This is a genomic window from Pantoea sp. EABMAA-21, assembly GCF_030053335.1.
In the GTDB taxonomy this organism is placed as follows: domain Bacteria; phylum Pseudomonadota; class Gammaproteobacteria; order Enterobacterales; family Enterobacteriaceae; genus Pantoea; species Pantoea communis.
On record NZ_JASGBX010000019.1, the window covers coordinates 38,629 to 54,437 of the forward strand.

The following is a 15,809-nucleotide window of genomic DNA, read 5'->3' on the forward strand; positions in this document are numbered from 1 at the left end:
GCAGAAAATGCGGGGTTCATCGCGCCTTTGGCATTTGATGGCGGAGAAATGTCCGGTGCATCGCGCCCAGGAATTTGAAGCGGAAAAATGTGTGATTTATCGGGGATTGCGAGTTTGAAGAGTAAAAGACTCAATACGTTGTGCCGCTACCGTGTTTGTTATTCAACACAGTAGCGCACGTTGATCATGGCAGGGTAACACGCACCTGCAGGCCGGAAATTTGTCCCTGGGCGTTATGGCAGTTCGACAGCGCGACCTGCATCTGATGCTTCTGCGCTACGCTGCGCACAATCGACAGACCCAAACCGCTGCCTTGCGCCTGAACATCTGGCGAACGGGTGAAGCGATCAAAGGCGCGTTCGATAAAGGACTCCGGCATGCCCGGCCCGTTATCGACGATATCCACCACGGTGTGATTGCCCACCCGATGCAGCAGCACATCCACCAGGCTGCCTTCCGGCGTGTGCAGCATCGCGTTGCCGATGAGGTTATCAAACAGGCTACGCAAATCGGAACGGCTGGCGTGCAGGCGATAGTGCGTGGTGCCATTAAAACCGATATCAATGCCGCGTTTATCGGCGACCACCATCAACTGCTCGATGCTCTCTTTCAGCAAATCATCGAGCTGGATGGTTTCCACCGTGGCCACCACTGACTGATCTTCCTGGCGCGAGATATTCAGCAACTGCGTCACCAGATGGCGCGTCCGCGTGACGCCGGCTTCCAGCTGATCAAACTGGCGACTGGCTTCACCAGGCTGAATATGCTGGCGCAGATTTTCCAGCTGCAAGGTGACGGCGGTAACCGGCGTGCGCAGTTCATGTGCCGCATCTTCAAGGAACTGTCGTTGCGATGACCAGGCTGCCCGTAGCTTATCGAGCAGAGAGTTATAAGCAGCGACCAGCGGCAGCACTTCATCCGGTAAGCCATCCGGCGATACCGAGTGTGGATGCAATGTTTCTTGTGCGGCAATCTGTCGCGAGGCAACGCGCAAATCTCGCGTGATGGCACGTACTATCAGCCAGATCACCAGCAGTGACAGCGGCATCATCAGCATTAAAGGAATGATGGCGGACAGCACCCGCTTCACCATCAAACTTTTCATGTAGCCGATGTTGTGTAAAACCTGAATATTACCGATTTCACTGCCCAGTTCGCCGGGACGGGTATACACGCGCCAGTCACAGTCATCGCCACAGTCGCCAACTTTTAAATCGGACCAGCCTTTTTTTGCCTGCAGCGGCGCCTGTAAAGCAGGCCATGAGCTGGCGCGCAGATGATTGTTGGTGTCCCACAGCTGAACGATGTAGGTGCTCTTCAGCTTTTCTTGCTGCATCACCATTGGCATCAGCGCAGGCATGCGCTGGCTGGAGGACCAGGCATCAGCAATCTTGGCGAGCTGATCGTCCTTCATGGTGCCCATCATGTCGCCATAACAATGGTAGAAATACCAGGTGACGCCGCCGATCATCGCCAGGTGCAGCAGCACCAGCGTGGCGAGCAGTTTGTTACGCAGGGAGCGCATAAAAGTGAAAGGTTTCATATTGCCGGTACTCGCCAGCCCAAACCGCGCACGTTGCGAATCACTTCGTTATCGAGCTTGCGGCGCATGCCGTGGATTAGCACATCAACGGCGTTGCTGGTGACTTCTTCACCCCAGCCGTAAATGCGGTTCTCTAATTGTTCGCGTGACAGGATGGCACCAGGGCGCTCCAGCAGAGCGTAGAGCAGGGCATATTCGCGTGCAGTCAGCTGTTCGCGTTGGCCTTTGTACAGCACTTCGCGCGTCATCATATCCAGCTGCACATCGCCACTGCCTAACAGGGAATCCGCCGCTCCGTGACGACGTCGGGTGATTGCACGCATGCGCGCCAGTACCTCTTGCAGATCAAAGGGTTTAAGCAAATAGTCATCGGCGCCGCTGTCGAGTCCCTGAATGCGTTGTTGCACTGTGTCACGCGCAGTCAGCACCAGCACGGGCGTTATATCGCCACGCGTACGCGCACGCTTCAATACGTGAATACCGTCTTCCCGCGGTAAACCGAGATCGAGCAGCACGCAGGTATAACCGCCTTCGGCCCAGGCGTTGGTGGCAAATACGCCATCGCGCACCCAGTCCACCGACCAGCCCGCCGCTTCCAGCGCCTGCTGCAAGTTGGCGCCAATCATTTCATCATCTTCTACCAGCAGCACACGCATAGAGTTCTCCCAAACTGATGGACGCAGTGTAGCGCCAGATAATTAGGCCAGAATTACCCTCCGTCATACTTCCCGCTGCAGAGGCGTGAGCTGCGAGCGTTCACCCCCTCACTGACTTATGCAAGCCTCTGAGGATTCACGCTCTTGCTGCCTTTCTGCCGCTGAACTTATTTAGGCGGAGCACCCACTTTCCCCCTTGCTAATTCTGCGCTAATTTTCTGCTAATTAAGGGATAAATTTAGCGCGCTACAGTGACTGCACTGGACATATTGTCGAAGCAGGAGGTTCCCATGAATCAGCGCGAATTTATCCGTAGTTTGCTGGACTGGATTGAAGACAACTTAGGGCACGATTTGCATCTGGATGAAGTAGCACGCCGCTCGGGATACTCCCGCTGGCATCTGCAACGTCTGTTCCGTCAGCACACCGGTTTTTCTCTGGCAGAGTACATCCGTCAGCGCCGGTTGACTGAGTCCGCGCTCACGCTGATCAACAGCGATGAAGCGATTCTGCAGGTGGCGATGAGCTACGGGTTTGATACCCAGCAGGCCTATACACGTACATTCAAAAACTATTTCAGCGTCACGCCGGGCCAGTTACGCCGCCAGCGCCGCGTTGAACAGGAACGCTTATTGTTCCCCTTAGCGGTGGCCAGTTGATCGATGACGCTAAGATTAGCTCGCACTGGAGACGTAGCGGCGCAATTTATTGCGCAGTGAATCGCGAAGGCGTTACACGATAAATTACGCCGCTCCGCAATGTGCGCTGATTAAATTCGATGCTTATTGCTGCTTTTACTTTTAAGCTGCTGTTCTCAGTTTGTTACTCATCAGAGAACATGGACAACAGCGACAATCTCACCGCCATGATGCTGTTTGCGCGCGTCGTTGAGCGGCAAAGTTTCAGTGAAGCCGCGCGAACCTTAGGCGTCTCTAAATCCCATGTCAGTCGCGAAATCGCGCGGCTGGAAGTGCGACTCGGCATCAAACTGCTGCAGCGCACTACGCGAAAAGTGGCGTTGACCGAGTTGGGTCAGGCTTACTATCCGTTTTGTACCCGCATGCTGGAAGAGATGCACCGCGCCGATGCGTTTGTGCAGCAGGTTCATCAACTGCCCGCAGGTAATGTGCGCTTACAGGCGCCAATCACCTATGGCTGCCAGTGCGTCGTTCCCACTCTGAATGACTTTATCCGCCGCCACATTCATATCAACGTCGATCTCGACCTCACCACCAGTGACGATCCACAGCCCAGCGCGGATGTGGCAATAGTGATTCGTGCGCGTGCGCCGGAAGTCGCTAATTATCGCGAACTGAGCACCATCGAGTGGGGACTCTATGCCACGCCGGATTATCTGGCAGCGCATCCCGCTATCGACCATCCAGAGCGCCTGACACGTCACGATTTGTTGCTGTTCCACGGACCCGCGCATACTGCCGCACTACCGTTTCGCCGCGATAAACAGCGACTGGCGCTGGATGTGCACAGCCGTTTCCGCGCCAACAACAGCATGGCGCTGCTGAATGCGGCGCTGGCCAGCACCGGCATCGCTTATTTACCAGCGTATATGACGCAAGAGGCGCTGGGGCGCGGCGAGATCCAACAGGTGTTGCCCGAGTGGCAAATGGACCGTTTACACAGTTATCTGCTGCTCAAAGAGCTGCCGCAACCCTCATCCCCCGTGACGTTGCTGTGTGATGCGTTAATCAATGCCTTGAGCGGCAGTTAATTGTTGTTGCCTGACAACAATATTACGCTGGTTGGCAAATATCTCTCTCTCCCTGTTTTATGTCGTGCTCCGCTGTTAGCCTGCTAAAAAAGCAAAAACAGGGAATGACTATGTCGCAATCATCAACAGTGTTAGCGCCTGAGCAGCAACACTGGAAACGTAATTTGTTTGTCTGCGTGCTGGGTTCGTTCAGCACCATTGTGGCGATGACGTTGCTGCTGCCGTTTCTGCCGCTGTATGTGCAGCAGCTTGGCGTGCAGGAACCTGCCGCGATTGCACGCTGGTCGGGGGCTGCGTATGGTGCCACTTTCCTCAGCGCCGCGTTAACCGCGCCGTTGTGGGGAAAACTGGCGGATCGCTATGGCCGCAAACTGATGTTGATTCGTGCCAGCCTCGGAATGGCGATTGCCATGTCGCTGATTGGTATGGCGACGGCGCCGTGGCAACTGGTTGCCTTGCGTTTGCTGGCGGGATTATTGGGGGGCTACGCATCGGGTTCAACCATCATGGTCGCGGCGCAAACGCCAAAAGAGCACACGGGTTGGGCGCTGGGTGTGTTGTCTTCCGGCATTATGGCGGGTAACGTGGTGGGGCCACTGCTGGGCGGGGTGTTGCCACCGCTGATTGGTATTCGCCATACCTTCTGGCTGACCGGCGCCGTGATTTTCCTCGCCTTCCTTGCCACCACCTTTTTATTAAAAGAAGCGCCGCGTCAGCCGGGTAAAAAGACGGTGCAAACTCACGATGAGAGTGAGAAGCCGGTCAATCTGCCACTGGTGCGACTGATGTGGCTGTCCGGCATGCTGCTGATTTTTGCCAATATGTCGATTGAACCGATCATCACGCTGTATATCGGTCAGTTCGTGCAGGGCGATCATGCGATTACGGTGACGGCGGGCGTGGTGATGGCGGCGGCTGCACTGGGCAGTATTCTCTCTGCGCCGCGTTTGGGGCGCCTGGCGGATAGAATAGGGCATGGCCGCGTGCTGGTGTATGGCCTGGTGGCCTGTGCTGTGCTGCTAATACCTCAAGCATTTATCACCGAAGCCTGGCAGTTAGTGGTGCTGCGTTTCCTGATGGGCATGGCGTTGGGCGGTTTAATGCCGTGCGTGACGGCGCTGATTCGCCACAATGTGCCGCAAGGGCAGGTGGGGAAAATGTTGGGGTATTCGACCTCGGCCCAGTATGTCGGTCAGGTCTCAGGTCCGTTATTTGGCGGGTTTGTTGGCGGTGCTTTCGGCATGCGGCCAGTGTTTCTGGCGACTTGTGTGATCATGGCGCTGTGCGCGCTGTTAAATGCGCGGGTGTTAAAGAAGCCGTAACGGCGACAGGTATGGCGCTTCGAATAACCTTTAGCTTCTTCATAATGACGCGATACGCCAGAGTGCAGGCAGTGAGACAATAAAAAAGGCGGGCTTCGCAGCCCGCCTTTGTCACATCAAACCAGAAACTTATTTAGCATCTGGCAGTGCGTAGGCAATGACGTAATCGCCCAGCTTAGTACCAAACGAACCGTGACCACCTGCAGCAATGACAACGTACTGCTTGCCATCCACTTCGTAGGTCATCGGTGTTGCCTGGCCACCGGCTGGCAGACGTGCCTGCCACAGCATTTCCCCGGTGTTGGTGTCGAACGCGCGCAGATAGTTATCGGCAGTCGCACCAATGAAGAACACGTTACCGGCCGTGGTAATTGGGCCGCCCAGCATTGGCATACCCATTTTGAACGGAACCGGAACCGGCGCGCTGTCGCGAACGGTACCGATACGTTTTTTCCACACGGTTTCGTTGGTTTTCAGGTCAACCGCTGAGACATAGCCCCAGGCCGGTTGTTTACATGGCAGACCCAACGGAGACAGGAACGGATTCAGCTCCACGCCGTACGGTACACCGTACTGTGGCTGAATACCGGTTTCAGTACCTGAACCGCCTTTGTCATCGGCTGGTGGCTCGATCGGGTTGCCCGGACCGCGTGGCACCAGTTTAGAGACAAACGGCAGCGCCATTGGGTTAGCAATCGCGATCTGACGATGTGGATCCACCGCGATGCCGCCCCACTCGAACATACCGAGGTTACCTGGGAACACCAGCGTACCTTGCTCAGACGGCGGCGTGAACGGACCTTCGTAGCGCAGACGCTTGAAGATCACGCGGCACACCAGTTGGTCGAACATGGTCGCGCCCCACATGTCCTTGTCCGTCAGATTGTTCTTCGGACGGAAGGTCAGTTCGGAGTACGGCTGAGTAGGAGAAACGTGGTCACCTTTCGCAGCGCCCTGTGGCACTGGAGTTTCCGGTGCGGGGACAACTGGCTTACCGGTACGACGATCCAGGACAAAGATGTTACCGGTTTTGGCCGGGGCATAAATCACCGGAACGGTGTTGCCATCTTTGTCAGTGATATCGGCCAGCGTCGGTTGTGACGGCAGGTCCATATCCCACAGATCGTGATGCACGGTCTGATACGACCACACCAGCTTGCCGGTGGTGGCATTCAGTGCCAGTACGCTGCTCGCGAAACGTTCCTGGTCAGGCGTACGGTTACCACCCCAGATGTCTGGTGTCGTCACGCCCATTGGCAGGAATACGGTATCCAGTTTTGGATCGTATACTGCCGGTGCCCAGGAGTTCGGCGAGTTCATGGTGAAGGTATGTTCATCATTTGGAATCGCGTTGGGATCTTTCGCGCCCGGATCAAACACCCACAGCAGTTTACCGGTGTTCACATCAAAGCCACGAATAGCGCCTGACGGTTCACGGGTAGAGTAGTTATCAGTGACCGCACCGGCAATCACGATAGTGGTATCCGTGATGATCGGTGGTGAAGTCGGCTCATACTGGCCTGGGGTCAGTACCGGCTGTTTGTGCTGCAGATCCAGCTCACCGTTGTTACCAAACGCGGCACAACGTTCACCGGTTTCGGCATCCAGCGCGAACAGACGACCGTCGTTCACTGGCAGATAAATGCGACGTGAACACAGCGCAGGCTGGGTGTTAGACGCATCCGCTGCTGCTGGCATTTCATGGTAAGAGACACCACGACAGGTCACATGCTGGAAGGTTGGATTCGGTTTTAAGCCCGGATCAAATTTCCACTTCTGCTTACCGGTTTTTGCATCCAGCGCAAACAGAATCTGGTGCGGTGAGCAGAGATACAAGGTGTCGCGGATTTTAATCGGCGTCACTTCGTCGGTGATTTCACCTGGGTCGTTCGGGGTTTTCAGATCGCCCGTCTGGAACTGCCAGGCTACCTGCAACTCTTTCACATTACCGGTGTTGATTTGCTTCAGTGGAGAGAAGCGCGTGCCTTGCTGGTCACGCGCGTACGCCGGCCAGTCAGCATCCTTGATGTTGCTCAGCGGCTGCGCTTGCGGGGCATTATCTGCCGCCGCTGGGATTTCACCGTTCAGCTCCTGCGGATCGTGGAACACTGCCCACGCCAGCACCAGCACGCTGGCAATCAGCGCAACGGCCATCAGACCCAGCGCGCCTTTACCTGCATGATTCAGACCGCGATACACAAACGGCAGAATCAGCCAGATGCCGAAGATCACCAGCACATCGGTACGTGGTGCCAGCGCCCAGAAGTCGAAACCAACTTCCCAAACGCCCCACACCAGCGTTGCCAACAGCAACAGTGCATACAGCATGATCGCTGCACCGCTACGGCGCCACAGCAGGATAGCGGTGATCAACATAATCACACCGCCAATAACGTAGTACCAGGAACCACCAATTGCGGCTAGCCATACACCGCCTACCAGCATAAATGCGCCTGTGAGCAGTGCGAACAGCACCGTCAAAAAGCGAATCACGCCAAAAGATGAGGAAGCTTTCCCCATAATATTAACCTCTTTCTTTGCCATAAACTTAAAAGGAAACAACGCATTAGGTTGTTTCCCGACATAGAGTACGAAGTGACTTAAAATGTTCGATCGCAGCGCTTCCGTTACGCCAGATGATCCCTTTGCGTTAAATTTTATCTTAAAAACGTTAACGGGTTTGATTTTTTTAGTGCTTTGCGCTTGTGGAATGGTAGTAGTGCGACATTTTATGAGGAGATTCTAACGTTATGCCCGAAGAGATCGGGACATAACGGCAAGAGGCGGCATTTCGTGTAAGCGTTTACACTTCAAACAGGGTGTTGCTGGTGCGTTGTTCCTGACAGCCAGAAAGTTGCAGGTCTTCATAGACAGACAACGGCAGAGTTAATTGCGGAGTGCGTAATATCACATCTGCTTCTCTTTCCCGGCAGGATCCGAGCAAAAAGGGAAAGCTGAACTTGAGATAATTATCATTGAAGAAATCATCGTTCAGGACAATTCCACTGAAGGGAAAAGAGGCAATATTCTTCCAGCACGTTCCTGGCGGAGCCAAATCATAAAGCCAGAATGCGTGATGCTGTACGGCTTCTCGCAATGCCGCTTCATGCTTAACTAAACTGGCATAATTGATAGCAAGGGAGACATTTTCCATTTGCAGGCTGGGATAATTTTCTGGCGCCTTTAAAAAGCGCGCAAGACTATTTCCCACTAAAGGGATAATTATTCGTTCGGGCGCATCGGGCAACTGATTGTGCAGTGAAATTATGTTGCTTCCGTTAAGTAATACTGTGCTTTCCTGTTCACAATGCATAAAGGGTGCTAAATAACACACGCCCATCAGTGCCCCGTCGAGGCGACGGATACGCTCAGTAACATAAGGATTGTATGAACTGTTTTCCATTTATCTCTATGAATAAATTAATTAACTGGAACGTCTTAATTATTATAAGGACGGCAAGGTTGCTGTGATCTTTACGCTTCCAATATAGATCGAAATGTTTGTTAAGGTCACCTTTTTTAGCTGTCTCTGATAGAGAGATATGGCGGCTAAAAGATGTATTTAATATTGAGTTATTGGAATTTCTGGAATGATTCAGATATTTTCAGGTGAAAACAATCAGCCTGCTAATATTCAGAACTCTATGCTTAGTTAAATTTTAGATAAGCAACTGTTTTTAAAGCGCACGGCTAGCCATTGCTTGCCAGCGTCAGATGTCGCACTCTGTGGCCGCAAAATGATAATGAGAGTCGGTAAACGGCTTTTCACCAGGCTGGTGCAATGATGCTGGCCGGAAGATGATTTAGGATGGGATAAAATATGGCTTCACCGTTATCCGCAGCAGAAGACTCTCTGTTGCGGCACAGGTCGTTTGTCGCCTTCTGGCTGGCGCGCACCTGTTCATCGTTTGGTTTCCAGATGTTCTCCGTGGCGGTTAGCTGGCAAATCTACGCCCTTACGCACAGCGCGATGGCGTTGGGGATGATTGGCCTGATGCAGTTCCTGCCTTCGGTATTACTGGCTCTGCCGGCCGGCCATCTTGCCGACCAGTTTGATCGCCGCCGCATTGTGCTGGTCGGGCAATTGATTGAATGGCTAGCTCTGCTTGGCCTGGTGGCACTGACGCTGATGCACTGGGCGGATAAAATTGAAATTTGGGGACTGGTGTTTCTGATCTCCGTGGCCAAAGCGCTGGAGTGGCCGTCGATCACGTCGATGCTCCCTGCGCTGGTGCCTCAACCGATTCTCGCGCGTGCCATGGCGGCGAGTTCAGTGGGCGGCCAGGCTGCAGTGATCGTCGGCCCAACCTTAGGTGGCCTGCTGTATGTGGCCGGTCCCGAGGTGGTTTACGGCGTCTCCGCCCTGTTTTATCTCTTCTCTCTGGTGTTGGTCAGCCGCCTTCGTTATGAACGTCCACCCCAAACGCGGATGCCGATGAATCTCACCACCATGTTTGCGGGCGTGCGTTTTATTCGTGAGCGCAAAGATGTGTTGGGTGTGATCTCTCTCGATCTGTTCGCCGTGTTACTGGGAGGTGCCACCGCGCTGTTGCCGATCTTCGCGCAGGATATTCTGCATACCGGCCCCTGGGGATTGGGCATGCTGCGCGGTGCACCTTCTGTAGGGGCGCTCATTGTTGGCGTGTGGCTCAGCCGTCACAAGCTGGAAAAACACGTCGGCATGATTATGTTTGGTTCGGTGGCGGGCTTTGGGGTCGCCACGCTGGTGTTCGCGCTCTCCACGCAATTATGGCTCTCTCTGCTGGCGCTGGCCGCGCTGGGTGGGTTCGACATGGTGAGCATGGTGATTCGCGGCGCGCTGGTGCAACTGGATACGCCGGATGACATGCGCGGTCGCGTGAATGCGGTCAACGCCATCTTTATTAACACCTCAAATCAGCTGGGCGAGTTTGAGTCAGGCTTGCTGGCGGCGTGGATGGGGGCGGTGCCTGCCGCAGCACTTGGCGGGATCGGCACGCTGGTGGTGGTAGCGGTCTGGATGACGATTTTCCCGCATCTGCGCAAACGGCAGAAGCTGGAGAATGAAAACGCAGGTTAAGTGCCAACAAAAACCGGCTCGCGGGCCGGTTAATGATGTCACCACTCTGCACTGCCATGAAAAGCCCCGCGCAAAGGGGGATCTGCGCGGGGAGGTTGACCTTATACGGTCGCGGTTTTCCCCAGGCTGGCGTCAAATTGTTTCCAGCTGTCTGTCATATCCACCACGGTTTTCGATTTTCGTGCTTCATCGATTTTGATCGCGGTCAGACCCGCTTCCAGTGCATCCACCACGGATACTTTCAGTGGCGTTCCCTGTTTAATGTGTTTGACGATCTCTTCAGCCATCAACGCATCGGCACCATAGTGACCGTCATAAGCATTGCCGCTGTAGGTGGTATCGACTTCACGCTCGCCGGTACGGGCGTTGTGTACGCGGAAGTAGTTACGTACAAAGTCGCCCTCGGCCATGCCGTCGGTGCCCATCACGCAGAAACGACGAAATTCATCCGGCACGTTGAGGTTGGCGTGGAAGGCGAGAGTTGCGCCATTGGCGTATTCGATCAGCGCCGTCTGGTAATCGACGATATCGGCGTCGCCGTCAAACACCGCATCCGTGCTCGACCAGCCGCTGGGCTTCACGTGATACACCTCTGATTGCGGCGTGACAGCCCCGGTGGGTGCATGCTGCGGGGTGAAGTTCTTACGTCCACCAAAGCTGGCAACGCGCACCGGGCGTTCACCGACCAATCCCTGATAGAGATCGATGTCGTGGCAGCATTTTTCCAGAATATAAGGACCGGCGTATTTTTCCAGACGTCGCCAGTCGCGCTGGAAGAAGGCGCCGTGATAAGGCTTGATGTGTTCAGTGGCTTCGATTGAGGTGATTTCACCGAGACGATTTTCATCGCGTGCGTTCAATAGATCGTGATACAGCGGTGAGTAACGCAGCACCAGGCCGACCAGAATGCGCTCATGGCCATATTGTTGTACCAGTTGCGCCATCGCCATCGTCTGCTCTTCATTGATCACCACCGGTTTCTCGGTAAACACGGTGTAACCGGCGGCCAGCCCCTGACGGATATGCTCGAGGTGCATAAAGTTGGGTGACCCCACCAGCAACAGATCGAAACCACCGTGCTGGAGCAGCGCATCCACGCTGTCGAACGCCTTCCCGGCATCAATACCGAAGGTGTGAAGATTTGGCAAGCCAGCGGGAGCCGGATCGACGTAACCCACCACGGAGAACTCTGCGTCAGCTTTGTTGAACTCTTTCACCACATGGGAAAGACGAAAGCCCAGACCAATAATGCCCACTTTCATGTTGTACCCCTGAAGCCCGTTGCTTGTTAGCTGCCCGACCCATCAGGCTGCTGATAATCTGACCATTAACTTATTACGGCAGAAAAACTAATGTCAATCCGTAACGCCGATCTCAAATTGGTACTTTTTGTTATCTTTATGTTTTAAATGAATATTAATTAACTATACGGAATGCGTATTTATTTGTGATTGCGATTTAAGTTTTTTTCCCCTATCTTTCGCACATCTATAAGCATCATGCCGTTCGTGGCAGGCAGGAGGAAGCGCGTGCAATCACTTTTGCTGGGTATTGATGGCGGTGGTACACACTGTCGCGGGCGCCTGACGGACCACGCTGGCCACGTGCTGGCGGAAGCAACGGGCGGGCCCGCCAATGTCTGGTCGCAGTATGATGCCGCCATCAACGCCATTGAATCGGTCATCGACACGCTCTTTCAACAAGCGGGGCTGGCTGCTGATGCGCGTGACCGCACTCTGCTGGTGGCGGGTTTGGCGGGGGCCAATGTGGCATCGGTGCATTCACGGCTGCAAAGCTGGCAGCCTCGTTGTCAGGCGCGTTATCTGTTTACCGATGTCGAGATCGCCTGCGCGGGTGCGCACGATGGTGCACCAGGCGCGGTGCTGATTGTCGGGACGGGCAGCCAGGGCGCAGCCTGGGACGGCGCGCAGTTTACCCTGCTGGGTGGCTGGGGTTTTGCCCTGTCGGATGCCGGTTCAGGCGCCATCCTTGGACGCCGTGCACGGCGCTTAGCGTTGCTGGCGCACGAAGCTATCGTGCCTGCTTCAGCGCTGACTGAACGTATTATGGCGTTGCATCAACACAGCCCGGAACAGATGTTACTCTGGTCACAGCAGGCAACACCCGCCGAGTGGGGCAGCGTGGTACCTGAAGTCTTTGCCGCTGCACAGCAGGGCGATCCCCATGGCATTGCGCTGGTGCAGCAGGCCGCTGCCGATATCGTGCAGATGGTGCAACCCTTGCTGGCACGCAGTCACGGCAAACTGGCCCTGATGGGGGGGCTTGCGGTGCCGATTCAGCCCTGGTTACCGGCCGAGATTGCTGCACAGCTTGTGCCGCCGCAGGGCGATGCCTTAAGCGGCGCACTGCGCCTTGCCAGCCAGTTCAGCCAGCAACCGGCTTAGCCTCTTCTAACTTAAAAAAGAGATCCATGAGCGCTCCCAACGTAACTGCACGCATTTTGCGGCTGATTGTCGAAAATGCGCCAATCAGCCAGTCTGACCTCAAAGTCCGTAGCGGCCTGAGTATGTCCACGGTTTCGCAGGCCACCAACCGCTTGCTCTCCGGCGGTATTGTGCAGGAGCTGGGGTTGCGTCGTGTATCAATGGGACGACCGAAAACCCTGCTCGGCCTCAACCCGGATCACGCCAGTGTGGTGGGCATTCAGCTTAACGCCGAACGTAATTTGATCGTCTTAACCGATCTCAGCGGCAACATTATTGGCGAACAGCAGATCCCTTCAGGCGCGATGACCCCCAAGCAACTGGGTGATGCGCTGGCGAAGTTTTTGCGTGGTGTGGAAGGAAAGAAAGTCGGTGCCATTGGGCTTGCACTCTCGGGGCTGGTGGATGCCAGCAACGGCGTTTGCGTCTTGTCACGCGCGCTGGGCTGGAACAACGTGCCGATTGCACGCCTGCTGGAAGAACGTTTTTCACTGCCGGTCTTTATCGAAAATGATGCCAATGCCTTAGCCATGGCCGCGCTGGTATTTGGTCAATTGGGCCATGCGCAGTCAGCAGTGATCGCCACCTTTGGCAAAGGGATTGGGGCCGGAATCTTGCTGGATCGCCAGCTCTATCGCGGCCGCCATGGCAAAGCCGGTGAGATTGGTGTGTCATTGCTCGGTGATGGCTCCGAACGTTTGCTGGAAGATGTCGCCTCGTCACAGGCGATTTTGCAGCGTGTGGCAGTTTCACTGAAAGAGGCGCTGCCGCAGACGTTACGCGATCTGGATAGCCAGCCCACACCTGAAGTGCTTAGCGCGCTGGCGGAGGCCGGGCAGCATCTGGGCATGTCGCTGGCGAATCTGTCGGTGGCTTACGATCCTGACGTGGTGTATCTGGCGATGGAGCCGCAGATGGCCTCGCGCATCCTGCTCGACCACATTACGCAGAGCTTCCAGACCTATCGCCTGAAGATCACGCCGCAGATGACGCCGCTGCAGTTCCTCACTGAGTCGAATCGGATGTGGGCACAGGGTGCGGCAGGTTTTGCGGTGAATAAGCTGTTGGATTTACTGGCGGCGCAGGCTGATGAAGAGACGGTGTCTTAAAGCAGCAATAGCTGTAGTGGCGCGATCTGCATCGACGTTGTTCACTCGTTATAAGGAGAGCGCCGTAGCATAACTACGGCGCTTGCTTCGTTCAGGCGCTTAACGCAGGCGCAATCCCTGCTCATCAAACAACATTCCGCGCTCAGCATTGATCTGATAGCTGACGCGGTCGCCAATCTCATGTTCTGCCGCGTTACGCTCCTCAATCACCAGTAACTTCTCCTCACCGATATCCAGGTAAAGATAGTTGGTATGCCCCAGCATCTCGCTGAATGACAAATCAGCGCTAAAGCTCAGCGTATCGGTTTCCTGCTGCGCCGGTGAGAAATGTTCGGGGCGAATCCCCAGCGTGACTTTTTGTCCTTCATGGCAGGCTGCGTCGATCTTCATGGTCAGCGTGTGAATGCCCAATACGGGCACGCGCAACTGCACGGCACCTGGCGCGATCGTAGCGATTTCCGCCTGCAGGAAGTTCATCTTCGGTGAACCGATAAACCCGGCGACAAACAGATTGTCGGGATCGTGATACAGCGCCATCGGTGCACCTACCTGCTCAATTTTGCCCTGACGAAGTACCACGATGCGATCGGCCAGCGTCATCGCTTCCAGCTGGTCGTGCGTGACATAAATCATGGTGTTGCCCAGTGAGGCGTGCAGGCGAGCGATCTCAATGCGCATCTGTAGCCGCAGCTCAGCATCCAGATTGGAGAGAGGTTCATCAAACAGGAAAATACGTGGATGGCGGATGATGGCGCGACCAATGGCCACACGCTGACGCTGGCCGCCGGAGAGCGCACGTGGCAGGCGATCCAGCAGTTCCGTCAGATGCAGACGCGCCGCCGTCTGGTTAATCGCTTTCTCAATTTCCGCTTTGGATTTCTTCATCACTTCCAGCGGGTAAGCCAGATTGCCGCGCACCGTCATATTCGGATAGAGCGCATAGGACTGAAACACCATGGCAATGCCACGCTCGGTGGCGGGCTGGTGCGTCATGTCTGCGCCTTCAATCAACAGCTTGCCGTCGCTGATCTCCTCCAGCCCGGCAATCATGCGCAGCAAGGTCGATTTACCGCAGCCGGAAGGGCCGACAAACACCACGAACTCGCCGCTGTTAATGGTGAGATCGATACCGTGAATCACATTCACATGGTCGTAGGACTTTTTAACGCTTTGCAGATGCAGGCTGGTCATGGTGATGCCTCAATCAGAGTAGTTGGCCCATGTAGATGGCGTTGCTGCGCATAATGGGCGTGAAACCGAGACGTTGATAAAAGCCGCACACCTTCTCGTTTTGCAGGCTTACGCCCAGATAAACACCCGGTACGCCAGCGGCACGCAGATCCTGCAGCAACTGCTCAATCAGTTTTCGTCCCCAGCCGCCCTGTTGCGCTGGCGGCAGCAGATTGATGTGCAGATGTGCAGGCCATTGCGCTACCAGTTGTTCTGCAGCGGTATCCGGCTGGAGGATGGCGTCCAGCACTTTGCTGTCGAGGGGGGCTCGCGGCGTGTAGTCGCGATATTGTTGTTGCAGTGGCGGCCACCACTGCGCATCCAGTTCTGCTTCGAAGGCGCGTGTATCCGGTGCTGCCACCGCATAACCCATCACTTCGCTTTCTATTTCAAGGGCATAAGCGAAGTCAGGCGCAAAGCGCGCGTAGGGAATGACAAAGCGCAGGCCGGGCAGTGCCGGGTCGGAATAGAGCGCGGTGGCGTCAGTGCCCGCATTGGCCGTTTCTAAGCAGATGCGCGACAGGGCCGGAAAATCGCTCTCGCTGGCGCGGCGAATAACACCTTTAGCCGTCATGGTGATGCCTCTGTGGTCATGAGATGAACAGATTTTACGGTAAATAAAGCTGACTTAGTTTTCAAGGTGTAATAATTGCGCTACCGCACAACATCGAGGTAAATCCTGAGGGCGGACGGTGGCGTGAACGGCCACGTGAAGCG

At 55.3% G+C, this 15,809-nt stretch carries 13 protein-coding genes; 6 read left to right on the forward strand and 7 right to left on the reverse strand.

The window, feature by feature from the left end; all coding sequences use genetic code 11:
- Window positions 1-184: 184 nt before the first annotated feature.
- Both QMZ65_RS21660 and QMZ65_RS21665 read right to left on the reverse strand, forming a co-directional pair.
- Window positions 185-1,543 carry a sensor histidine kinase gene (locus tag QMZ65_RS21660; RefSeq protein ID WP_283216663.1) on the reverse strand — a complete coding sequence of 453 codons (1,359 nt, stop codon included), beginning with the start codon at window positions 1,541-1,543 and terminating at the stop codon, window positions 185-187.
- Window positions 1,540-2,199, reverse strand: coding sequence for a response regulator (locus tag QMZ65_RS21665; RefSeq protein WP_283216664.1), 660 nt, complete (start codon window positions 2,197-2,199; stop codon window positions 1,540-1,542). The genes QMZ65_RS21660 and QMZ65_RS21665 overlap by 4 nt, the downstream gene beginning before the upstream one ends.
- 290 nt (window positions 2,200-2,489) lie before the next feature.
- On the opposite strand from QMZ65_RS21665, the gene QMZ65_RS21670 reads away from it, so the two are divergent.
- From QMZ65_RS21670 to QMZ65_RS21680, 3 genes are all read left to right on the forward strand, one after another.
- Window positions 2,490-2,858, forward strand: coding sequence for a helix-turn-helix domain-containing protein (locus QMZ65_RS21670; protein WP_034826803.1), 369 nt, complete (start codon window positions 2,490-2,492; stop codon window positions 2,856-2,858).
- A 179-nt stretch (window positions 2,859-3,037) separates the two neighbouring features.
- Window positions 3,038-3,928: a LysR family transcriptional regulator gene (locus QMZ65_RS21675; RefSeq protein ID WP_283216665.1), complete on the forward strand. Its 891-nt coding sequence runs from the start codon at window positions 3,038-3,040 to the stop codon at window positions 3,926-3,928.
- A 110-nt stretch (window positions 3,929-4,038) separates the two neighbouring features.
- Window positions 4,039-5,250, forward strand: a complete 1,212-nt coding sequence (locus tag QMZ65_RS21680; protein ID WP_283216666.1) for an MFS transporter — start codon at window positions 4,039-4,041, stop codon at window positions 5,248-5,250.
- A 129-nt stretch (window positions 5,251-5,379) separates the two neighbouring features.
- Here QMZ65_RS21680 and QMZ65_RS21685 read toward each other — a convergent pair whose 3' ends face one another.
- Together QMZ65_RS21685 and QMZ65_RS21690 are read right to left on the reverse strand one after the other, a co-directional pair.
- Window positions 5,380-7,770, reverse strand: a complete 2,391-nt coding sequence (locus QMZ65_RS21685) for a glucose/quinate/shikimate family membrane-bound PQQ-dependent dehydrogenase (RefSeq protein ID WP_283216667.1) — start codon at window positions 7,768-7,770, stop codon at window positions 5,380-5,382.
- Between the two features lie 283 nt (window positions 7,771-8,053).
- Window positions 8,054-8,653 (reverse strand): hypothetical protein, encoded by a 600-nt coding sequence (locus QMZ65_RS21690; protein ID WP_283216668.1) that lies wholly within the window; start codon window positions 8,651-8,653, stop codon window positions 8,054-8,056.
- Between the two features lie 417 nt (window positions 8,654-9,070).
- Here QMZ65_RS21690 and QMZ65_RS21695 point away from each other — a divergent pair, with 417 nt between their 5' ends.
- The gene (locus QMZ65_RS21695) at window positions 9,071-10,309 is read left to right on the forward strand and encodes an MFS transporter (protein ID WP_283216669.1); all 1,239 of its coding nucleotides are present in this window, start codon (window positions 9,071-9,073) and stop codon (window positions 10,307-10,309) included.
- A gap of 101 nt (window positions 10,310-10,410) precedes the next feature.
- Here the strand turns inward: QMZ65_RS21695 and QMZ65_RS21700 are convergent, their stop codons facing one another.
- Window positions 10,411-11,571, reverse strand: coding sequence for a Gfo/Idh/MocA family protein (locus tag QMZ65_RS21700; protein WP_160834344.1), 1,161 nt, complete (start codon window positions 11,569-11,571; stop codon window positions 10,411-10,413).
- A gap of 267 nt (window positions 11,572-11,838) precedes the next feature.
- On the opposite strand from QMZ65_RS21700, the gene QMZ65_RS21705 reads away from it, so the two are divergent.
- A complete protein-coding gene (locus QMZ65_RS21705; protein WP_176505788.1) occupies window positions 11,839-12,714 on the forward strand; it encodes a glucosamine kinase nucleotide-binding domain-containing protein in 876 nt (291 codons plus the stop codon).
- Between the two features lie 26 nt (window positions 12,715-12,740).
- Window positions 12,741-13,862 carry an ROK family transcriptional regulator gene (locus tag QMZ65_RS21710; protein WP_058961835.1) on the forward strand — a complete coding sequence of 374 codons (1,122 nt, stop codon included), beginning with the start codon at window positions 12,741-12,743 and terminating at the stop codon, window positions 13,860-13,862.
- A 99-nt stretch (window positions 13,863-13,961) separates the two neighbouring features.
- Here the strand turns inward: QMZ65_RS21710 and QMZ65_RS21715 are convergent, their stop codons facing one another.
- Window positions 13,962-15,053 carry an ABC transporter ATP-binding protein gene (locus tag QMZ65_RS21715; protein ID WP_283216670.1) on the reverse strand — a complete coding sequence of 364 codons (1,092 nt, stop codon included), beginning with the start codon at window positions 15,051-15,053 and terminating at the stop codon, window positions 13,962-13,964.
- A 13-nt stretch (window positions 15,054-15,066) separates the two neighbouring features.
- Entirely contained in the window at window positions 15,067-15,666 is a 600-nt protein-coding gene (locus tag QMZ65_RS21720; RefSeq protein WP_160834342.1) for a GNAT family N-acetyltransferase, read from the reverse strand.
- Window positions 15,667-15,809: the final 143 nt, after the last annotated feature.